General features: G+C 66.3%; 18 protein-coding genes. 10 read left to right on the top strand and 8 right to left on the bottom strand.

Annotation, left to right across the window (positions count from 1 at the left end; translation table 11 throughout):
* Positions 1-62 precede the first annotated feature (62 nt).
* The 4 genes from AAFP30_RS04415 to AAFP30_RS04400 all read left to right on the top strand — a co-directional run bounded on the left by AAFP30_RS04415 (position 63) and on the right by AAFP30_RS04400 (position 4,756).
* Positions 63-746, top strand: a complete 684-nt coding sequence (locus tag AAFP30_RS04415; protein WP_419228597.1) for an MBL fold metallo-hydrolase — start codon at positions 63-65, stop codon at positions 744-746.
* Positions 747-870: 124 nt separating this feature from the next.
* Positions 871-1,704, top strand: coding sequence for a DoxX family protein (locus AAFP30_RS04410; RefSeq protein WP_419228596.1), 834 nt, complete (start codon positions 871-873; stop codon positions 1,702-1,704).
* A 188-nt stretch (positions 1,705-1,892) separates the two neighbouring features.
* Positions 1,893-2,435, top strand: a complete 543-nt coding sequence (locus tag AAFP30_RS04405; RefSeq protein WP_419228595.1) for a hypothetical protein — start codon at positions 1,893-1,895, stop codon at positions 2,433-2,435.
* The gene (locus AAFP30_RS04400; RefSeq protein ID WP_419228594.1) at positions 2,432-4,756 is read left to right on the top strand and encodes a HelD family protein; all 2,325 of its coding nucleotides are present in this window, start codon (positions 2,432-2,434) and stop codon (positions 4,754-4,756) included. Before AAFP30_RS04405 ends, AAFP30_RS04400 begins: the two co-directional genes overlap by 4 nt.
* A gap of 36 nt (positions 4,757-4,792) precedes the next feature.
* On the opposite strand, the gene AAFP30_RS04395 is transcribed toward AAFP30_RS04400, so the two are convergent.
* Both AAFP30_RS04395 and uvrB read right to left on the bottom strand, forming a co-directional pair.
* On the bottom strand, positions 4,793-5,236 hold the full coding sequence (locus AAFP30_RS04395; protein WP_419228593.1) for a universal stress protein: 444 nt from the start codon (positions 5,234-5,236) through the stop codon (positions 4,793-4,795).
* 189 nt (positions 5,237-5,425) lie between these two features.
* Positions 5,426-7,588 (bottom strand): excinuclease ABC subunit UvrB, encoded by a 2,163-nt coding sequence (uvrB, locus tag AAFP30_RS04390; RefSeq protein WP_419228592.1) that lies wholly within the window; start codon positions 7,586-7,588, stop codon positions 5,426-5,428.
* A gap of 88 nt (positions 7,589-7,676) precedes the next feature.
* Here uvrB and AAFP30_RS04385 point away from each other — a divergent pair, with 88 nt between their 5' ends.
* Complete coding sequence (locus AAFP30_RS04385) at positions 7,677-8,204, top strand: DUF402 domain-containing protein (protein ID WP_419228591.1); 528 nt, start codon at positions 7,677-7,679, stop codon at positions 8,202-8,204.
* 31 nt (positions 8,205-8,235) lie between these two features.
* On the opposite strand, the gene AAFP30_RS04380 is transcribed toward AAFP30_RS04385, so the two are convergent.
* Entirely contained in the window at positions 8,236-8,718 is a 483-nt protein-coding gene (locus AAFP30_RS04380; RefSeq protein ID WP_419228590.1) for a hypothetical protein, read from the bottom strand.
* Between the two features lie 154 nt (positions 8,719-8,872).
* On the opposite strand from AAFP30_RS04380, the gene AAFP30_RS04375 reads away from it, so the two are divergent.
* Positions 8,873-9,355 (top strand): hypothetical protein, encoded by a 483-nt coding sequence (locus AAFP30_RS04375; RefSeq protein WP_419228589.1) that lies wholly within the window; start codon positions 8,873-8,875, stop codon positions 9,353-9,355.
* A gap of 779 nt (positions 9,356-10,134) precedes the next feature.
* Here AAFP30_RS04375 and coaE read toward each other — a convergent pair.
* Genes coaE through AAFP30_RS04360 form a run of 3 tightly spaced genes read right to left on the bottom strand, consistent with a single transcriptional unit; the run spans position 10,135 to position 13,400 of the window.
* Positions 10,135-11,316, bottom strand: coding sequence for a dephospho-CoA kinase (coaE, locus tag AAFP30_RS04370; protein ID WP_419228588.1), 1,182 nt, complete (start codon positions 11,314-11,316; stop codon positions 10,135-10,137).
* 43 nt (positions 11,317-11,359) lie between these two features.
* Positions 11,360-12,601, bottom strand: a complete 1,242-nt coding sequence (gene aztD, locus AAFP30_RS04365; RefSeq protein ID WP_419228587.1) for a zinc metallochaperone AztD — start codon at positions 12,599-12,601, stop codon at positions 11,360-11,362.
* A 55-nt stretch (positions 12,602-12,656) separates the two neighbouring features.
* Positions 12,657-13,400, bottom strand: a complete 744-nt coding sequence (locus AAFP30_RS04360; protein WP_419228586.1) for a nuclear transport factor 2 family protein — start codon at positions 13,398-13,400, stop codon at positions 12,657-12,659.
* Between the two features lie 108 nt (positions 13,401-13,508).
* Here AAFP30_RS04360 and AAFP30_RS04355 point away from each other — a divergent pair, with 108 nt between their 5' ends.
* Positions 13,509-14,138 carry a TetR/AcrR family transcriptional regulator gene (locus AAFP30_RS04355; RefSeq protein ID WP_419228585.1) on the top strand — a complete coding sequence of 210 codons (630 nt, stop codon included), beginning with the start codon at positions 13,509-13,511 and terminating at the stop codon, positions 14,136-14,138.
* A gap of 60 nt (positions 14,139-14,198) precedes the next feature.
* Here the strand turns inward: AAFP30_RS04355 and rpsA are convergent, their stop codons facing one another.
* Positions 14,199-15,686, bottom strand: a complete 1,488-nt coding sequence (rpsA, locus tag AAFP30_RS04350) for a 30S ribosomal protein S1 (RefSeq protein ID WP_419228584.1) — start codon at positions 15,684-15,686, stop codon at positions 14,199-14,201.
* 212 nt (positions 15,687-15,898) lie between these two features.
* Between rpsA and AAFP30_RS04345 the strand changes: the two genes are divergently transcribed.
* Positions 15,899-16,441 carry a 2'-5' RNA ligase family protein gene (locus AAFP30_RS04345; RefSeq protein ID WP_419228583.1) on the top strand — a complete coding sequence of 181 codons (543 nt, stop codon included), beginning with the start codon at positions 15,899-15,901 and terminating at the stop codon, positions 16,439-16,441.
* A 63-nt stretch (positions 16,442-16,504) separates the two neighbouring features.
* Complete coding sequence (locus AAFP30_RS04340; protein WP_419228582.1) at positions 16,505-17,641, top strand: class I SAM-dependent methyltransferase; 1,137 nt, start codon at positions 16,505-16,507, stop codon at positions 17,639-17,641.
* On the opposite strand, the gene AAFP30_RS04335 is transcribed toward AAFP30_RS04340, so the two are convergent.
* Positions 17,610-20,603 (bottom strand): BTAD domain-containing putative transcriptional regulator, encoded by a 2,994-nt coding sequence (locus AAFP30_RS04335; protein WP_419228581.1) that lies wholly within the window; start codon positions 20,601-20,603, stop codon positions 17,610-17,612. The genes AAFP30_RS04340 and AAFP30_RS04335 overlap by 32 nt on opposite strands.
* A gap of 6 nt (positions 20,604-20,609) precedes the next feature.
* On the opposite strand from AAFP30_RS04335, the gene AAFP30_RS04330 reads away from it, so the two are divergent.
* On the top strand, positions 20,610-21,464 hold the full coding sequence (locus AAFP30_RS04330) for a class I SAM-dependent methyltransferase (RefSeq protein ID WP_419228580.1): 855 nt from the start codon (positions 20,610-20,612) through the stop codon (positions 21,462-21,464).
* Positions 21,465-21,490 lie beyond the last annotated feature (26 nt).

Genomic DNA, 21,490 nt, shown 5'->3' with positions numbered 1-21,490 from the left:
CGCTCGTCCGTTCTCGCGCGACCCGGGCGACGGCCGTCGCCGAACCCGATAGCGTGACTCCCATGACCTCCTCGGATGTTTCCATCAGCGACACCTACACCGGCGACCTCTCGGAGTCCCCGCAACCGCAGCGCCGCACCCTCGGCACCGCGTCGATCGTCAAGTTGTCCGTCGGTCCGATGGACAACAACGTCTATGTGATCACCTCGACCGCGACCGGCGATCAGCTGATCATCGACGCAGCCAACGACGCCGACCGCATTCTCGACCTGGTCGACGCCGTTCCGGGCACCCCTCGGCTCATCTTCACGACCCACCGTCATTTCGATCACTGGCAGGCGCTCGAGGCGGTCGCCGCCAAGCTCGGCGTACCGACCGCCGCCGGCCGCTTCGATGCCGAGGAACTGCCCGTCACCCCCGACCGGCTCGTCGAGGACGGCGACACCATCGAGGTGGGTGACCTCACGTTCGACGCGATCCACCTTGTCGGCCACACGCCCGGCTCCATCGCGCTGGCCCTGACCGACGGTGACGTCGTGCATCTGTTCACCGGCGACTGCCTGTTCCCCGGCGGAATCGGTAAGACCTGGGAGCCGGGCGACTTCGAGAAACTCCTCGACGACGTCGAGACCAAGGTATTCGCGCGATACCCGGACTCGACCGTCGTCTATCCGGGGCACGGCAAGGACACCACGCTCGGTGCGGAGCGTCCGTCGGTGGCCGAGTGGCGCGACCGCGGGTGGTGACGGTTCGGTCAGGTCGACTCGGCACGCCACCGTGACTGCGCCCGACCTCCGCTACCGGTAACCTCGATAAGGTTCACCCTCCAGAGACGGGGGTGATTCCCCGAGCCATACGAGGAGGCCGTCAGTGTTGATCCGCCGAATTGCCCGACCCATGCTCGCCAGTGTTTTCGTCTACGCGGGAATCGATTCCCTGCGCAACCCGCACAAGCGGGCGGAGATGGCCACTCCACTCATCGACAAGTCCGTGGACGTCCTGCCCAACTCGGTGACCGACAGCGTTCCCACCGAGCCCCTCACACTCGTTCGGGCCAACGGTGCCGTGCAGGTGGGCGGCGGCGTGCTGCTGGCCACCGGCAAGTTCCCGCGCGTCGCATCGCTCGCGCTCGCCGGCTCGCTGATCCCGACGACCATTGCCGGACACGCCTTCTGGGAGGAGACAGATCCGGTCAAGAAGTCGATGCAGCGCACCCAGTTCCTCAAGAACACGAGCCTGCTCGGGGGTCTGCTGATCGCCGCTGTCGACACCGAGGCCAAGCCGTCGCTCGCCTGGCGCGGCCGTCGTAAGGCTGCCGCGGCAACCGCGGCCGTCTCCGCGGCCATCCCGCTGGCCTCGTCCGGCTCGGATTCCGCCTGGGACACCATCCGCGAGAAGTCCGCCGAGGGCGCCCACAGCCTGAGCGCGTTGTCGGCCGACGCCGCCGAGACCGTCAAGCACCGCGCTCCGGAGCTCGCTGCCGCCGCCCGGGACCGGTCGATCGACGCCGCCGAGGTCATCAAGCAGCGCGGCCCGGAACTCGCGGAGGTGACCAAGGATCGGTCGGCCGAGATCGCCGAGGTCATCCGGCAGCGCGCACCCGAACTGGGTGCCGAGATCGCCGGACTGGCGACGGTCGCAAAGGAGAAGGCCGAAGAGGGCGCCGAGGAGGGCCGGCGGCGCTGGCGGAAGGCGACCTCATAGTTCCGATCGACCCAGCTGATCAGCGTGCGTCGGGTCCCGGACCCGACGCACGCGGCATCTGCGCATTTCCCGCCCACGACTATCCGTGGACCGCGGCGGACACTCTCCTACCTACCCTGCCCGGCATCGGCGATCCCGATCGACGCCACCTGGTGGTCGCCGTCGGATCGAACGCCGCACCCGCGGTCATGCGTGCGAAGCTGGCCGGCGTGGTCGCAGTGAGCGACGTGATCTTCCGCCGCATCCGGCTGCGCGACATCGCCGTCGGGCACTCCGCCCATGTCGCATCCCGCGGTTACGTTCCCGCTGCGCCCTTTCGATCGCCGGGTGCCACCCTGGATACCACGGCCTGTTTCCTGACCGACGACGAACTGATCACCCTGGACACCACCGAACCGAATTATCACCGCATGACACTCTCCACCGCAGAACTTCTGGGCGACCCCACAACTGTTGCCGCGCAATCATATTCGCTCTACACCTCGAAGCACGGTGTACTCGCCGACCCCACCTCCGGAATGCCCGTGCCACTGGGTACGCAGCAACGCATCCTCTCCTGGCTCGGCGATCGCGTGACCGACGAGGTCCTCCAAGGTCCCGCCGCGGAGGTGTGCGCGCGACTGTCCGAAACCACAGTGGCGGCCCGGATCTTCGCGGCCATGCACCGCAACGGACTCGTCGTCGACGCAAGAATGTCCGAACTCGCTCAACCGGCGGTCGCGGGCCGATGAGTTCCACCGACATCGACTCCACCCCCGCCGAGCAGTCGGGCGCCGACCCGCAGGTCGCCGAGGAACAAGCCCACCTCGACCAGGTCTACGGTCGCCTCGACCGGATGCGGGCCAACACCGAACGCCGCCTGAAATCGACGCTACGAGAGAGCGGCGGCACCCCCCAGGCACGATCCGAACGTGAGTCGTACGAACGGATGTACACCGACGACCTCACCAAATTCGATGCGGCCGAACACAATCTGTATTTCGGACGCCTCGATCTGACCGACGGCGAGGTCCGGCGGATCGGCCGCATCGGCATCCTCGACGACGATGCCGCCGACACCACCTTGCTGCTCGACTGGCGCGCACCGTTGTCCCGGCCGTTCTATCTCGCCACGCCCGCTGCACCGGAGGACGTCGATCGTCGGCGCCATGTTCGGACCCGCAGCCGGCGGGTGCGGGCGGTGAGCGACGAATACCTGACGCTCGGCGACGCGTCGCCCGACGACGTCGGACACGGTGACGTCGTCAACGAGAACGCTTTGGTGGCCGCGCTCAACGCCGCGCGTACCGGCGAGATGACCGACATCGTCGAAACCATTCAGCGCGAACAGGATCTGATCATCCGGTCGCCGCATCGGGGCGTGACGGTCATCCAGGGTGGGCCCGGCACCGGCAAGACGGCGGTGGCCCTCCACCGTGCCGCCTATCTGCTGTACACGCATCGGGACATCCTGTCGCGCAGCGGGATTCTGATCATCGGACCCAACGACGACTTCCTCACCTACATAGGACAGGTGTTGCCGTCGCTCGGCGAGTCCGGTGTCCTCCTGTCCACCGTCGGCGATCTGTTTCCCGGGGTGCATGCCCGGGCGAGCGAGTCGCGTGAGGGCGTCGCGATCAAGGGCGACCTGCGGATGGTCGATGTGTGCAAACGCGCGGTCCGCGCGAAGGAGTCGTTGCCGTCGAAGCCGGTTCCGGTCGATTTCGACACCTACCAGGTGATGATCGACTCGACGTTGATCAAGGCGGCCCGCGCGAAGGCCCGCAGTTCCCGACGGGCGCACAACCTTGCGCAGTCGATCTTCTTGCGTGCGGCGCTCGATGGCCTCGCCGAGGCCCATGCACGCTCGATCGGATCGAGCCTCCTGGACGGATCGCAACTTCTCAGCGGTGCCGACATCGCCGACATCCGTGACGAGATGAGCCAGGACATCGACATACGTCGAGCGCTGCTGCACTACTGGCCCACGCTGACCCCGCAGCATCTGCTGCGCGAGCTCTATGCCGACCCGGCGGCGATCCGCAAGGCGACCACCGGTTGGTCGGACACTGATCGTGCCGCCCTGCACCGGGTTTCCGCGCCCGCACCGGACAACGCCGATCTGACTCCGGCGGACGTGCCCTTGCTCGACGAGTTGGCCGAGCTGATCGGCTACGGCACCGACGAAGCGGAACGGGCCGAACGCGCGCGGTGGCGGCGGCAACTCGCCGACGCGCAGGACGCCTTGGACATTCTGACCGGCTCGGCACCACAGGACCTCGAGGACGAGCTCGATCCCGAGATCCTGATGGCCTACGACCTGATCGACGCCGAGCAGCTGGCCGCCCGGCAGACCGAGACCCAGCGCCTGACGACCGCCGAACGTGCTCACGGGGACCGCAATTGGGCCTTTGGCCATGTCATCGTCGATGAGGCGCAGGAACTCTCGGCGATGGCGTGGCGAATGGTCATGCGGCGCATTCCGAATCGCTGGATGACGATCATCGGCGACACCGCGCAGACCGGCGACCTCGCCGGCACCCGATCCTGGGGTGACGCGCTCACGCCGTACGTCGCCGATCGCTGGCATCTGCGCGAGTTGACCGTCAATTACCGGACACCGGCCGAGATCATGCAGTACGCGACGCGCGCACTGGCCCATATCAATTCGCACCAGTCGGCGCCGACGTCTTTGCGCAGCAACGGGATCGAACCGGTGGCGATCCGCACCTTCGAGGCGGACCTGGCGGACACCGCGATTCGCACCGCCCTGCGAACCGACCTCGATGGCCTCACCGCGGTCATCGTGCCCGACCGGTACCACCAGGCCATCGCCAGACGAGCACAGGAGGTCGACGGTGCACCGCGGGTGCTCACCGTCGGCGGGTGCAAGGGCCTCGAGTTCGACAACACCATCGTCGTCGAACCGGCCGAGATGATCGATGCGTCACCGCTGGGGTATTCGGATCTGTATGTCGCGCTGACCCGGGCGACCCAGCGACTGCTGGTGGTCCACGCGGCCGCGTTGCCCGCCGAACTCGCCGACATGAACGACGAAACCCTCGACGCCTGAGTTCGGCGCCGAGGGTTTCGGAATGTTCTCTGGCTGCTACGTGGTGTGCACGATCAGCACGTCGCAGGCCGCTTTGCGGGCGACGTCGGCGGGCACCGAGCCCAGCAGTCGGCCGGCGATCGAGTTGAGTCCGCGATTGCCGACGACCAACAGGTCGGCCTTCACGTCGGTCACCAACTGCAGCAGTGCATCGACGGGTGCACCCTTGATCGGGCGAGCGTCGATCTTGGACGCACCGCCCTTGAGCGCACGTTCCTTTGCGGTACGCAGGATCTCGTCGGTGGGTGCCGACCCGGTGACCTGATAGGCGTCCTCCTTGAGGACATCCGCAGCACCGCCGGCGCCGCGATCATTCGGGAAGTACGCGCAGGAAATCACCAGGTCAGCCGTGTCCCCGGCCAGCGCGCCCGCCTTCTCGACCGCCCGCAACGACGACTCCGAACCGTCCGTGCCGACGACGATCGTCTGATATCCGCTCATTCATCCTCCACGAGTCTCCGCCGCCCCGACATCTGCGAGGCGGGTGCCATCCCCTGAACTGTAGTGCCCGCGACGACGAGTACTGCGTCAACGGACACGAACCCCTGTCTCGGCAGGTTAGTGGGCGCACCACCGATTTGTCCGCACTTCGTGTGGATCGGCACACAGCTCACACCGTTGCCCCGCGGGTCACTTGATGCCGGCGGCATCCATGCCGCGCAACTCCTTCTTGAGGTCGGCGATCTCGTCGCGCAGGCGCCCGGCGAGCTCGAACTGCAAATCCCGTGCCGCGCTCATCATCTGCTCGGTGAGCTGAGCCACCAGGTCGGCGAGTTCGGCCCGCGGCATCGTCGACGTGTCCCGCTTCTCGAGGACCCCGGCGCTGCCGCCCTTCGACTTCGACACCTCGCCCTGGGCGCGTCGTCCGCGGCTGGAGTTGCGGCCGGACCCACCGACCGACACCGGCTCGTCGTCGGCCTCGCGATACACCTGATCGAGAATGTCAGCGATCTTCTTGCGCAACGGCTTCGGGTCGATGCCCTTCTCGGTGTTGTAGGCGACCTGCTTGGCCCGCCGACGATCGGTCTCGTCGATGGCGTTGCGCATCGAGTCGGTGATCTTATCGGCGTACATGTGCACTTCGCCGGACACGTTGCGCGCGGCGCGGCCGATCGTCTGGATGAGTGATGTGGTGGACCGGAGGAAACCTTCCTTGTCGGCGTCGAGGATCGCCACCAGCGACACCTCCGGCAGGTCCAGGCCCTCACGCAGCAGGTTGATGCCGACCAGTACGTCGTATTCGCCGCTGCGCAGCTGGCGCAGCAATTCCACGCGGCGCAGCGTGTCGACCTCGGAGTGCAGATATCGCACCCGGATCCCGTGCTCCAGCAGATAGTCGGTGAGGTCTTCGGCCATCTTCTTGGTCAGCGTGGTCACCAGGACACGTTCGTCGCGTTCGGTCCGTTCCCGGATCTCGTGGACGAGATCGTCGATCTGCCCCTTGGTCGGTTTGACCACCACCTGCGGGTCGACCAGGCCGGTCGGCCGGATGACCTGCTCGACGAATTCGCCGTTGGACTGCCCCAGCTCGTAGGGCCCCGGCGTCGCAGAGAGATACACCGTCTGTCCGATGCGATCGACGAACTCGTCCCAGGTCAGCGGGCGGTTGTCCACGGCCGACGGCAGCCGGAAGCCGTAGTCGACAAGATTGCGCTTGCGCGACATGTCGCCCTCATACATGCCTCCGATCTGCGGCACCGTCACGTGGGATTCGTCGATGACGAGGAGGAAGTCGTCCGGGAAGTAGTCGATCAGCGTCGCCGGCGCTGTGCCCGCGGCACGACCATCGATGTGTCGCGAGTAGTTCTCGATACCGGAACAGAAACCGACCTGCCGCATCATCTCGAGGTCGTAGTTGGTGCGCATCCGCAGTCGTTGCGCCTCGAGGAGCTTGTTCTTGCCCTCGAGCTCGGCCAGACGTTGCTCGAGTTCCTCCTCGATCGAGCTCATCGCCCGTGCCATTCGCTCGGGTCCGGCCACATAGTGGGTGGCCGGGAAGATTCGCACCGAATCCACTTGTCGCACAATATCTCCGGTAAGAGGGTGGAGATAGTACAACGCCTCGACCTCGTCGCCGAAGAACTCGATACGCACGGCGAGTTCCTCGTAGGACGGGATGATCTCGACGGTGTCGCCCCGCACGCGGAAACCGCCCCGGGTGAAGGCGACGTCGTTGCGGGTGTACTGCACGTCGACCAGGAGGCGGAGCAGCGCGTCGCGGTCGATGTCGTCGCCCACCTGGATCTCGACGGACCGATCGAGATACGACTGCGGGGTGCCGAGGCCGTAGATGCACGACACCGACGCCACCACGACCACGTCCCGCCGGGACAGCAGGTTCGACGTCGCCGAGTGCCGCAGCCGCTCGACGTCGTCGTTGATCGACGAGTCCTTCTCGATGTAGGTGTCGGTCTGCGCGATGTACGCCTCGGGTTGGTAGTAGTCGTAGTACGACACGAAGTACTCGACGGCATTGTTCGGCAGCATCTCGCGGAGCTCATTGGCGAGCTGGGCCGCGAGTGTCTTGTTGGGTGCCATCACCAGCGTCGGACGCTGGACTCGCTCGATGAGCCAGGCGGTCGTCGCCGATTTACCGGTGCCGGTCGCGCCGAGCAGGACGATGTCCTTCTCCCCGGCCGCGATACGTTTCTCCAGGTCATTGATGGCGGCAGGCTGATCGCCCGCCGGCTCGTACTCGCTGACGACTTCGAAGTTGCCCTCGGTGCGCTCCACGTCGCCGACGGCGCGATACTCCGAGTGCGCGAGGACCGGGTGTTCCGCTGCGAATGCCATAACGCCAGGGTAAACGCGGGGTATGACAAGTATGTTCCGCGGCGTTCGAGGCAGGCGATCTGTCGGGGTCGACGGTTATGGTTTGGCCATGAGCGACACCGTGCATCCCCCGAAGCGCGAGGTGTTCGACGTGCCCGCGATGACCAACACCGACAACAAGGGATTCCTGCGACCGGTGGAGCACTACGAGGTCACTCCGCACGGACTGTACATGTCGCGACCGGCCGATCATCCGCGCTTTTTTCACCTCGAATCCTGGCTACTCCCAGGACTCGGGCTGCGCGCGAACATCTTCCACTTCGTGGCCGGTCACCGTGACGGACAGCGACTCTACCTCGACGTCGGGAAGTTCAGCGGCCCCGACGACGACGGCAGATGGCACGCAGAGGACTGGTATCTCGACCTCGTCGACGTGCCCGGCCGGCCCCTCGAGTTGATCGACGTCGACGAACTCTTCGAGGCGCACGCCGCCGGACTGCTGGGGACCGCCGAGAGTGAAGAGGCGGTCCTGATCGCGACGCGCGCCCTCGTGGGCGCCGCCGAACACCAGCACGACGTGCAGGAGTGGCTCGACGTCGCAACCGGCGCCCGGATCAGTTGGCGCGAAGACCGGTGACGACCCCACGCGTCACCGGTCTCGCCGACAATCAGTAATAGGGAGGGAACACCACGCACGCACCGTCGCGCATGTTTGCGGGGAGTTGAATGCCGTAGCCGACCTTGGCTGTCGTTCGCTTGGTCACGCCGTCGAGCGACGCGGTGATCGTGTAGATACCCGGCCCGGCCGGCTGCCACTTCGAACGGACCAGGGTCTTGCCCGGCTTGCGGTTGTACAGCGTGACCGACCGCGCACCGTTGGACACGGTGATCTTCAGCGGCGTCTTTGCGGCGGAGTAGTTCTTCATGATGGCGTCGACGTCGTAGGTGCAGCCGGCGCCATAGACATAGTTGGAAGAACCGGTCGCCGATGACCCGTAACCAGGCGCGGTCGAGATGACGACACCCTGCAGATAGGCAGGTTCGGCGGCCGCGGCCGGCGCGACGAGCGCAACGGTTGCCGCACCAACACCGGCGATCGCGGCCACCCCCACGGCCATTCGATTGGACTTACCCGAACACTGAACTGACATTGGTCCCCGACTCCTTCGACATGTTCACGACAACAACGCCCTGACGGGCGGTTTCGTCAGGCTAACAGCGCGTGATCACGTTTCGTGGGACATTTGGATACATTCGTATCCAGATTTTGTTGACGTGGGACACCCAAGTTGCGACGGTATCCGGGTGACACCCACTGAAGACCTGAGCCGCGTCGTCCAGCGGTCAGTTGTGGACGCACCGATCGACGTCGTGTGGGACCGTGTCGCGAGTATGGCCGGCATCAATGACGAGTTGATGCCCTACATGAAGATGGTGCTGCCGCGCCGGCACCGGGGTAAGTCGATCGCCGACATCGAGGTCGGCGTGCCGGTCGGCAAGGTGTGGCTGCTCTACGGCGGTCTACTGCCGCTCGACTGGGACGACCTGACGATCGTCGAGCTGACGCCGGGCGTCGGATTCCGCGATGAGTCGTCGATGGCGACGATGAAGGTGTGGCGGCACACGCGACGGTTGACGCCGATGTCGGAGGGGGCGACCGAGGTCAGTGACGTTCTCGAGTTCGCGCCGCGGTTGCTGTTGCGGCCGGTGACACCCCTACTCGTGTGGTTCGTTGGGCACTTGTTTCGGCATAGGCATGGGAGGTTGGTGGGCCGCCTCACGCTGTAGGCGTGCTGAGCAGCAGTCAGGGTGCCACGGATTGAGTCCGCGGCACCCTGATCATGATCTGTCGGTCACCCCATCACGGGATGACAACGAGGCATGCTCCGCTTGAGGACAAGTTCACCGAACCGGTGTCAGGAAGGCTGATGCCCGTCCCGACCTTGGCCGTCGTTGACTGTGGGTCCGATCCCGCCTGACGCGCGGTAATCGTGTATGTGCCACGCGCCGTAGGCGTAAAGGTGGTGGTGGCCGTGCTACCCGTGGGCGTCTTCGAGGAGGGCGAAAGCACAGTCGACGTCACGTTCTGATTGTTGAGCGTTGCGGTGAACTCAACATCCAGCCGTGGCGAGGTGTTGTTGATCGTCGCCGTGACCGTATAGCTACAACCCGTCCCGTACGTCCCTGACACCGACCCGTAGCCCGACGGCGACGTAATACTCACTCCAGTGACAGCCGCATTCGCAGGCGCAGCCATCGCCAGCCCCATCGCACCGGCTCCGGCGATCGCTACGGCACCCGTCATAAAGCGTCGACCCTTGCTTACAGCCATGTGGTGTTCTCCCTTGAGTCTTCGTTTGTAGTCGCACCTCCCGCGGGTGCGACACAAGCCACGTTAGGCGAAACAATTCAATCCAGCGGTGTTTCCGCTCCCGAATATCAATTTGAGCAAATTAACACCTGGTGAACTGGGAAGTTGCCCCAAAGGAATAGCTCCTAATTAGAAATCCTAAAGTCCGGAATAGCAACCAGAAATATCTTCGCCATACTAAGGACTCCGGTCTCCGTCACCCCCGTTTCCACACCCCAACCCGGCGATACGCGTCGTCGAACCACGGCTCCTTCGCCTCGACGTACGCATCGACACTCCCACCGGCTGCCGCCAACGCCGCCCGCTTGACCTCCGCGTACTCTGCGCGGGCCGCCTCGTCAGTGCGCAACCAATCACGGAAGTCGACGGCGAATCGTCCACCCGGTGACCCCGCCGCTCGGAGGTGCACATTCACCGGGCGCCCGGGATCGGCCGAGCCGTGCAGCCGTTTGCCCCATGCACCGTCGTCGACCGAACCGGTGGCCGGGTCGGCCTTGGGCCGGTCGCCCTCGATCCCGTCGACGCGCGGGAATCCGCCATCGGCGAGCAGGTCGCGCAGATCGTCGGCCACCCCGAGATCGGCGACAGTGATCTGGATGTCGATGGTCGGTTTGGCGATCAGCCCGGGGACCGCTGTGGAACCGATGTGATCGATCGCCGACGCCTTGTCGCCGACGATCGCCCAGAGCCTGTTGACCAGGCGACTCCCCTGCTCAGTCCAGTCCGGGTCCGGATCAACCAGGTTTAGCGGCCCGCGTACGACCGTCCGGGACCGCACGTTGCTCTCGAAGGGCGCCAACCGGTCGTCCCACAGGGCGGCCGACGCGGCAGCCAGTTCCTCAGGGGTGCCCGAGTTGTCCAGCCACACATCGGCGACCGCACGACGCTGTTCATCGGTCGCCTGCGCCTTGATCCGCGCGCGGGCGTCGGCCTCGGGCATGCCGCGCAGCGTCGTCAGCCGCTCGATGCGGAGTTCTTCGTCGGCACCGACGATCACCACAATGTGGAAGAACGGCGCCATCCCACCCTCGACGAGTAGCGGAATATCTTGCACGACAACGGCATCCGCAGGCGCCTCAGCCAGCATCTCCTGGGTGCGCGCACCGACGAGCGGATGGGTGATGGAGTTCAAGGTCTGCCGAGACTCGTCGTCGACGAAGGCCTTCGCGGCCAGTGCCGGCCGGTCCAGGGACCCGTCGTCGGCCAGGATGTCGACGCCGAAGGCCTCCACCAGTTTGGCGAGGCCTTCGGTGCCCGGCTCGACCACCTCGCGGGCGATCTTGTCCGCGTCCACGTGGTAGCCGCCGCGCTCGATGAAGGTCTTCGCCACTGTCGATTTACCGGCGCCGATGCCGCCGGAGAGCCCCAATCTGATCACGTCGACCAGTCTCGCAGACTTGCCAACACCCGTTCCCGCGACCTCAGCCGCTGACTCCGGTCAGCTCGATGGTCGAGTGCGGGAGATCCGCCTGCGCCTCCGTCTCGCCGGTCGCCAGATTGACCGCCGTGATCGTCTTGGCGGAGGGGTCCGTGACGTAAGCAACGCCTTCCTGCACATACACGTTCGGCATGGGCGACTGCCACTCCTCCGGTTCGGTCCAGTCGGGGATCACCGGGATAGTGCGGGTTTCCTCGGCGGTCGCTGGGTCGTAGACATGCAGCGCACCGTCGGTGCCGAGAATGACGGCCGAACCTCCGGGACCCCGCTCGATCGACCGGAAGCTGTAGCTCGCGGGGAACTGCACAACCCGAAGTTGCCCGGTTCTGGTGTCGGTGAGGGTGAATCGGTTGGGGCGTTCGAGTTCGGCGTCGGCGTCGGTCTTGTAGTCGCCGAGCACATACGGCGAGTCCAGCGCACCCGCCTGGTTACCGATCCGCCCGTAGGGGTCGGGACTCTGGACTTTCTGAATCTCGTTGCCGCGCACGATCAGTATGCCGTCCTGACAACCGAACGTCAGAACGCCCTCCGCCGCGGCCGCCTCTCCATGGACGCCCGGGCACTGCGTGTTGCGAGCGATCTCGTTGCGTTGCTTGTCCAGGATGACGATCCCGGTGCGCTCATCCTCGTCGCCCTGAGTGACGACCAACGTGCCGTCGCCTCGCGCGACCGCGACACCGTGGTGCGGTTCCGGCACCGTATACGTGGCCGATTTCCCATTGCCGCGCAGCATTTCTGCGGGCTCGACGATGTCGACACCACCGGTGCCGTCGCTGAACAGCGTGATCCGTGAGTCGTGCGGCACGACGTGCCCGGGCTCGACGCCGCCGAACCGCATGTCGGTCATCGCCGGTGCCGCGGTGTAGTAGTGCCCGTGGTCGCCGTGCCGGCGGGTCCAGGTGCCCATGTCGAGCACCCGGAATCCGTCACTCGTCGACACGAAGACGTTGCGGCCGTTATCGGCGGTGTTCAGACGAATGAAACCGTCCACCGGGAGGTCGGCGACCTGCTGCAGGTTGTCCGCGTCGAGGACGAGAATGCCGCCGTCGTAGCTCAGCGCCAACCGGGGCGTCGCGCTCTGCTGCTCAACTGAGGCCGTCCCGGAGGCTGCGCGACTGCTGCCGGCGGTGGTGGATGCGGTGTCGGTGCCGCAGGCGGTCAGGGCGAAGGTCGACGCGACGAGCGTTGCGACAGCCCCTGTCAGATATGTCCGTGTTGAATGCACGCGGACCAGTAAAGACGTTAATGAAAATTATTGTCAACAAGGCATATGTTGGGGCTCACCTCCCGATCCGCCGCGTGAGATCGCGCATCACCACGGGAAGCTTCGACGCGGACATGAGCACCCGGAACAGCCGGCTGTCATCGCGCGGCAAGATGCCCGCACGCTGGGTGGCGTCGAGGAAGTCGTAAAGCGTCTCCCCCTCTGCCATCAGATGGTCTGCGTTGAAGTGATACCGGTCCACCGCGGTGCACTGAATGAAGCGGCCGTCGCCGTAGAGCGTGGGCGCTGAATCGTCGTAGGGGTAGAGCCGCAGCGCCCCCGAGAAGTGGCCGCTGCCGATATAGCGGATGACGATGCGTACGGTGCCGTCGGGTGTGACGTCGACGTAGACCTGGTCGGGCAGCGGGTCGTAGCGCCAGTCCGGGATGGCGTCGAAGAACGCGAAGTTGTACTTCACGAACTCGTCGATCCCCACGATGGTGCGACCGAAGGTGGTGACATCGGTGTAGCGGATGTCGGGTGCGTACAGCTCGTCGTTGATGCTCATGTCGCGGACCAGAAAGCTCCACCAGTACTTCTTGGCCCAGGTCATCAACCAGGTGAGATCCGCGTCGTGCCGGCGACCGAGGTAGTCGAGCTTCTTGTCGAACATCTCGAACCACTCGAGCGTGGTCTGCTGCAGTTCGGATTCGGAGAGCGCGCGGATCGGCACCGCCCGATTGGAGTCGAGAAACTCCGGCGCCGGGCGCGACAAACGCGGCTTCCCCAATGCCTCCTGGAACGCTTCTTCACTGAACATCCGAGCTCCCTCCCGACGAACTGCCCCGCGCATGACCTGGCGTGAATCACATGATTCATGTTGAATCAGATGATGTCAATGCCGGGCGCGAGATGGGAGGATGGGTCGATGACGACGCCGAAACTGTGGCGCGGACAAACTTTGAGTGACCGTGCCACTGCGCGCCGCGAGGAGTTCGTGGCCGTCGCCGAGGACATGCTCGGCGAACAGGGAGCAGCCGCAGTCACGATGCGAGCGGTGGTCCGCACGGCCAACCTGAGTCCGCGGTACTTCTACGAGAGTTTCGCCTCGCGGGAGGAACTCCTCAGGGCCGTCTACGACCGCGCTGAAGCGGCCATGATCGATCGGCTCGCGACCATCGACACCTCCACGGACACGCGAACCACGATCCTCACCGCACTCGAGGAGTTGCGGGATTTCTTCACCGAAGACCCACGTCGTGCACGGATTCTGCTGCGCGAACCGCTCGCCGATGATGTGCTGCGCGAACACAGTTCAGCGCAGGTGCCGATTTTCACCGCATTGATGGCGCCACTGCTCGCGAATGCCGCGCCGACCCCTGGCGAGGAAGCCGCATGGGCGATCACCTCGACTGCGCTGTCCGGCGCCCTCGTCGCGTTGTATCTCGATTACATCGACGACCGACTAGCGGTCGCGCCGGATCGGCTCGTGGACTCCGCCGTCGATCTGGTCTTCGCAATCTGCGGACTGCCCCGCACGGACAGCGGTAGCAGATAGCAGAACTCCCCGACCCAAGATCTGGGCCGGGGAGTTCCGTTGACTTACGCCAGCGCACTATCAGGCGTTGCCCGACAGCTTCTCGCGCAGTGCGGCGAGCTGCTCGTCGCTGGCGAGCGAACCGCCGGCAGACGAACCGGTGCTGCTGCTGGTCGAGCTTGACGCCGAACCGCCACCGCGGTTCTCCGACGATGCGGACGAGTAATCCGACGGGGCGTTGGCGGCCTCGGCGGCGGCAGCGGCGAACTTCTCCATCTGCGCGGTGTGCATCTTGTGACGACGCTCGGCCTCGGCGTAGCGGGCTTCCCATTCCTTCTGCTGGGTTTCGAAGCCTTCGAGCCATTCGTTGGTCTCGGCGTCGAAGCCCTCGGGGAAGATGTAGTTGCCCTGCTCGTCGTAGCTGTCGGCCATGCCGTACTTCGACGGGTCGAACTCTTCGGTGTAGTCCTCGTTGGCCTGCTTGAGGCTCAGCGAGATCCGGCGACGCTCTAGGTCGATGTCGATGACCTTGACCATCGCGTCGTCACCGACGGCGACAACCTGATCCGGCACCTCGACGTGGCGCTCGGCCAGCTCGGAGATGTGGACCAGACCCTCGATGCCCTCGTCGACGCGGACGAACGCACCGAACGGCACCAGCTTGGTGACCTTGCCCGGCACGATCTGACCGATCGCGTGGGTGCGGGCGAACTGACGCCACGGATCTTCCTGAGTTGCCTTGAGCGACAACGAAACCCGCTCGCGGTCCAGATCGACGTCGAGAACCTCGACGGTGACCTCGTCGCCCACGGCGACAACCTCGGACGGATGATCGATGTGCTTCCAGGAGAGCTCGGAAACGTGCACCAGACCGTCGACGCCGCCGAGATCGACGAACGCACCGAAGTTGACGATCGAGGACACGACGCCCTTGCGGACCTGGCCCTTCTGCAGCTGGTGCAGGAACTCGCTGCGGACCTCGGACTGGGTCTGCTCGAGCCATGCGCGACGCGACAGGACCACGTTGTTGCGGTTCTTGTCGAGCTCGATGATCTTGGCCTCGATCTCCTTGCCGATGTACGGCTGGAGGTCGCGGACGCGGCGCATCTCCACCAGCGACGCCGGGAGGAAGCCACGCAGACCGATGTCCAGGATCAGGCCGCCCTTGACGACCTCGATGACGGTGCCCTTGACGGCCTCGTCCTTCTCCTTGAGCTCCTCGATGGTGCCCCACGCGCGCTCGTACTGGGCACGCTTCTTGGACAGGATCAGGCGGCCTTCCTTGTCCTCCTTGGTGAGGACCAGGGCCTCGACCTCGTCACCGACGTTGACGACCTCAGAGGGGTCGACGTCGTGCTTGATCGACAGTTCGCGGGAAGGGATGACGCCTTCGGTCTTGTAACCGATGTCGAGCAGAACCTCGTCGCGATCGACCTTGACGATGGTGCCCTCGACGATGTCGCCATCGTTGAAGTACTTGATCGTGGAGTCGATGGCAGCAAGGAAGTCCTCGGCCGAGCCAATGTCATTGATGGCTACTTGCGGCGAGGTAATCGTGGGGGACGACATATGTTGAGTTGCTCCGGACAGGTGTGTAGTAGGTACAGTTTGTTCAAGTCTGGATCGGCACGGACCACCGGATGAAGTACCTCCGATGAAGGCATGCGCGAACCGCGCGTAATCGAGCACACGCGCGTGAGCCAGCGTACTCCAGTGGCGTTGTACTGGGCAAATGAGCCTCCGGGGAGTCCCGCCGCCATGACGCGACGGAAGGGCCGACGATGGTGCATTCGCTCGAACTTCTCCTCGACGACGACGCTGACCAGCGGGTTCGTACCGAATGGGCGCAGTTGGCGGCCGCGGGACTGCCGCACCAGGGGACGGTCCGGTCCGGGACGAACCGTCCGCACGCGACCTTGCTGGTCGCCGAGCACATCGCCGACTCCGTGCACCCGGCCCTCGCCCCGGCTGCCATGAGCCTGCCGATCGCGCTCCGACTCGGTGCACCGCTGCTGTTCGGGCAGGGGTCGAAGGTCACCCTTGCGCGCCTCGTCGTGCCGTCGTCCGACCTGCTGTCGGTGCATGCGACGGTCGGCCGGCTGGCCGCCGATCACCTCGGCGACGATCCGCACCTGTTCCCCCACGGCGCGCCGGGACAGTGGACGCCGCACGTCACCCTCGCCCGCCGGCTCACTCCCGAGCAGGTGGCCGAGGCGATCGGGGTGCTCGATCTGCGTTCGGAGATCGCCGGCACGTTCAGCGCGCTGCGCCACTGGAACGGCGACGACAAGACCGAGCGCGTGCTGCCCGGACGCGCCTGCTGACGCTCCACAAGCGCGAGATCCGTGTGAGATCGGACTGAGAGGCACGCGGCGCATCGTCGGAGCATGACCGCCACACACACCACCCCAGCCACGCCCACCGCCGACGCGTTCGCCGAACGGATCTTCACCTCCGCCCTGGCGACCGCCGAGTTCATGAGCATCTACCTCGGCGAGCGCCTCGGCTGGTACCGCACGCTCGCCGACGACGGACCGCTGACCGCCGACGACCTCGCCGCCCGCACCGGCACCGCGGCGCGCTACGCCCGCGAATGGCTGGAGATGCAGGCCGCCTATGGGATTCTGGACGTCGACGCCGCGGACGACCCCGCGCGATTCGGCATCGCGCCGGGCGTCGCCGAGGTCCTGACCGACGGTTCGAGCCTCAACTATCTCGGAGAACTCCCGCGGATCTTCGCCGCGCCGTTCACCCGTCTCCCGCAGTTACTCGAGGCGTATCGGCGGGGCGGGGGTGTCGGATGGGGCGACCTCGGCGACGACGCCCGCGAGGCGCAGGCCGCGTTGAATCGTCCGTGGTTCGAGCAGCGGCTCGCCGCCGACCTGGCGCGCGTCGACCATCTGCATCGCCGGATGAGCTTGCCCCGCGCTCGGATTCTCGACATCGGCTGCGGTGGAGGTCATTCCACCGTGGCGCTGGCGCGCGCCTACCCAGACGCCACGGTAGTGGGCGTGGACATCGACGAGCAGTCAGTGCAGATGGCGCGCCGACATGCGGCCGCTGCCGGGGTGGCCGATCGGGTCAGGTTGCGGTGCGGTGATGCCGCGCAGGTGGCCGCGGACGGACCCTTCGACGCGGCGTTTGCGTTCGAGTGCCTGCACGACCTCCCGCGTCCGGTGGAGGTGCTGGGTGCGGTCCGGGCAGCGTTGCACCCGGGGTGTTCGCTGATCGTGATGGATGAGGCGGTTTCCAGCGAGTTCACCTCCCCGGCAGGCGAAGTCGACCGACTGATGTATGGCTTCTCGGTGTTCGTCTGCCTCCCCGATTCGATGTCGACCGCCGGGTCTGCGGCGACCGGAACCGTAATGCGGCCCGCGACCGTGGCAGAGTATGCGCACGCGGCTGGTTTCGGCGAGGTACGGGCGCTGCCGATCGACGGCTTCGCCTTCTTCCGGTTCTACGAGTTGTCCACCCACTGGCACATTCCCGGGTCTATCGCTCTGCGACAGTTCGCAACTCAGTGATGACCAGGTCGATCAGCTCCGCCCGCGCCATCCGCGAACCGTGCGACATCAGGTCATCGGTGACGCGGTCGCCGAGGCGGTCACGGAGTGCGCACTCATAGTCGGCGAGGCGGGTCGCGTCGTCGCCGAGTGCATCGGGTCCGGTGGCTTGCACGGTATTTCGCACCGCGCCAAGGAGTATGGCCGCGGTGCGCGCACGTTCGGTGTGGGCCAGCACGGAGATCACCGCACGCAACGACACCCACTGATGGGTCCAGTTTCCGGCATCCCGCCAGTGCGCGACCGTGTCGGCCAGATATGTTGCCGCGGAGACGATATCGCCATGCCGGGTCTCCACAGACGCACGCGAGGTCAGCGACACGCCGAGCAGGTACCGATCGCCGTGCTCACGGGCGGCGTCGATGGCGCTGTCGAACAGGCGACGCGCCAGATCGGGTTCCTCGTCGAAGATGCATTCCGCGGCGATGTATCGACACCAGGCGGCAACCCCGGTTTCACCGGCGGCGGTACACGTCTGATCGAGAGAGATTGCCGCCGAGTGACATTCGCGACGATCCGGATCCTCCGGTGCCGACCGGTAGGCAGACAACAACACGGTCATCGCCTCGGCCATATGTCCGGCACCCGACATCCCGGCGGCGATCGACGCCGACCGCAGATCGGCGGCATGAGCGAGCGCATCGCCGAGGTCTCCGCGGAACAGCGCGACCTCGACACGCATCAACCGCAGGTAGACGGTGACCGGCAGGCTCGGAGCCCGGGTCAGACCGATCTCCGTCCACTGCTGCGCGGCAGCGAGATCACCGTCGAATCGGGCGCACGCCGCCGACACCGCCCAGGCGGAGGCGCCGGCGTCGGCGGACTGCCCCGGACGCTGGTGGGCCTCGCGAACACGCCTCGCCCAGCCGGCCACCTCGCTGCTCATCGTGAGTTCGAGAAACGGGATGACCCCGCACAGGATCTCGTCGGCCAGTGCCAGATCGTCCACCGAACCGGAGTCGACGGCGTAGGTGATCGCCTGTCGCAGATCGTCGAACCGCTCCGCAACCGCTGCCGCGGCGTGTGCCTGTCCGGGTGCGTACAACTCCGTCGCCAGTGGTGCGATCCGTTCGGCGACGGTTCGCACGTGGGCGCGACGCGAATCCGCCAGCGCCCCAGCCGTGTCCAGCCGGTTGATTCCGTAGTCGCGCAACGTCTCCAGCATGCGGTATCCCGCGCCGGTGACGCTCAGCATGCTGGCGTCGACGAGCGCGACAACGGCCGCGGCGACCTGTGTCGGATCGACGCGGCCGGTCGATGCCGCGAGGTCCTCGGCGTCGTCGAGGGCAAACTGCGACGGGAAGATCGCGACGATGTCGAAGAGTGCCGCGGCGGCTGGGTCGAGCAGACCGTACGACCAGTCGATCAGTGCCTGCAGACTGCGGTGCCGCGGGTCGGCGTCACGCGGGCCACGCAACACGCGGAAGCGCCACTGCAGTCGGTCCACGAGGGCCGACGGCGAGATCGCCGCCGATGTCGCAGCGGCCAGTTCGATCGCGAGGGGTAGACCGTCGAGGCGCCGGCAGATCTCGGCCACCGCGGCGATGTCGTCGTCGCTCGGCGCCCAGCGCGAGTTACGCGCGGCTGCGCGAATCATGAAGAGCTGCACCGATTCCGTCGACGAGGCTGCGGTACCTGTCGACCTGACGGGCGGCACCGGCAGCGGCTCGATGGGAACTACCTGTTCGACGGAGATACCGAGCGGCGTTCGTGAGGTGGCGACGATCGCCAGACCCGGGGCATCCGCGACGAGCCGATCCGCCAGCCGGGCGGCGGCGTCGACGACGTGCTCGCAGTTGTCGAGGACAAGGAGTCCCCGGCGCCCGCCGAAGGCGTCGATCAGCGCCTCGATCGGTTCGGCGTCGCGACGCGGGGTCGCACCGGATGCGGCGATCACGGCGTGGGTGACGGCATCGGGCGTCGTGACCGCGGCGAGATCGGCCCACCGCACCGACTCGCGCCGGAGTCCGGCGACGTACGCACGGACGAGTGCCGTCTTGCCCACTCCCCCCGGCCCGACGACGGTCACGCACCGTCCCGCGGCCGTTTGACGTGCCAGATCCGCGAGATCGTCGCGGCGACCGACGAGCATGGTCGCCGGACGTGGCACCGGTCGATCGATACGCGGATGCGCGGTGTCCGGCGGCGTCGGCGCGCCGGCGAGGATCATCGCGTGCAGGCGCTGCACGGTGGGTGCGGGATCGGTCCCCAGGTCGGCCGAGAGTCGTTGGCGCAGTTGTTGGTACGTCTCCAACGCGGCAGCTCGGCGATCGTCGCGCCACAACGCGTCCATGAGTCGACGGTGCAGGCCCTCCCGGTAGGGCTCGGCGTCAGCGACCGGGCCGAGCCGGATCACCGCGTCGGCGGGACTACCGATGGCGACGAGGGCGTCGGCGGTAGCCTCGATTCCGTTCAGTCGGAGTTCGCTCAGCTCGTCGACATCGCTTCGCGCCCAATCCCGGTCGGCGAACTCACCGAACGGGGCTCCGGTCCACAGGTCGCGGGCGGCGTCGAGGATGTCGATCGCGGCGCGCGGATCGTGGTCGAGGAGGGCGCATCCCTCACGGATGCGGTCGGTGAACAGGAGTGTGTCGATCTCGGTGCGCTCGGCGATCAAGGCATAACCGCCCGCGCGGGTGACGATGCGCAGACGTTGGTCGGCGCCACGGTCCCGTAGCCGGGAGCGCAACCGGAAGACCAGATTGTGCAGCGCCGCATCGGGAGTTGCCGGCTCATCGGTCGGCCACAGGATCTCGATCAGCCAATCGGTTGGGGCGAATGCGTTGGCGCGCAGCGACAGCGCCGCGAGCAGACACCGAAGACGTGGGCTGCCGAACTGGTCGGCGACCGACGGCACCGCACTGTCGGCCGGGACATCGACCGACCCCAGGAGCACCAGGCTGACCACGAAAAAGTCTATCATCGCCACGTGACGACGAGCGGCGACCAATCCGACGACGCGGCCGGCGAACATCGCCCACCGCGCGTGCTCACCAACCTCGATTCGGCGACCAGCGAGCGCGCCAACCGGTGGTGGTGGGATCACGACGCCGAGCACTATCACTCCGAACACGGCCAGTTCCTCGGGACCTACACCGACGGCGGCGACTTCATCTGGTGCCCTGAGGGATTGCGCGAGGAGGACGCGCAGCTGCTCGGACCGGTCGACGGGCGCGACATTCTGGAGATCGGGTGTGGGTCGGCGCCATGTTCGCGGTGGCTGGCCGCGCACGGAGCCCGGGCCGTCGGTATCGACCTGTCGCGCCGCATGCTGGGCATCGGACTGGCCGCGATGGCCACCGACCGACGGCGAGTGCCGCTGGTACAGGCCACCGCCGAGGCGCTTCCGTTCGCCGACGCCTCCTTCGACATCGTCTGTTCGTCGTTCGGCGCGGTGCCGTTCGTCGCGGACTCCGCGGCGGTGATGGCCGAGGTCGCCCGGGTACTCCGCCCCGGTGGGCGCTGGGTGTTCTCCATCAATCACCCGATGCGCTGGATGTTTCTCGACGACCCCGGTCCCGACGGGCTGACCGTGCAGATCCCCTACTTCGACCGCACCCCCTACAGCGAGGTCGACGCGGCCGGCACCATCACCTACGTCGAGCACCACCGCACCCTCGGCGACCGGGTCCGCGAGATCCGTTCGGCCGGTTTGATTCTCGACGACATCGTGGAGCCCGAATGGCCCGAGGGGTTCGAAGAGGTGTGGGGACAGTGGAGTCCCCTACGCGGACAGTACTTTCCGGGGACTGCGATCTTCTGCAGTCACAAGCCCGAGGACTGAACGCGACCCTTCGTGGCTCGTCACTA

The organism is Gordonia sp. CPCC 205515 (assembly GCF_048537925.1).
Taxonomy (GTDB): Bacteria; Actinomycetota; Actinomycetes; order Mycobacteriales; family Mycobacteriaceae; genus Gordonia.
Note: the sequence above shows the minus strand (reverse complement) of the source record. Positions and strands in the feature narration are given on the sequence as shown.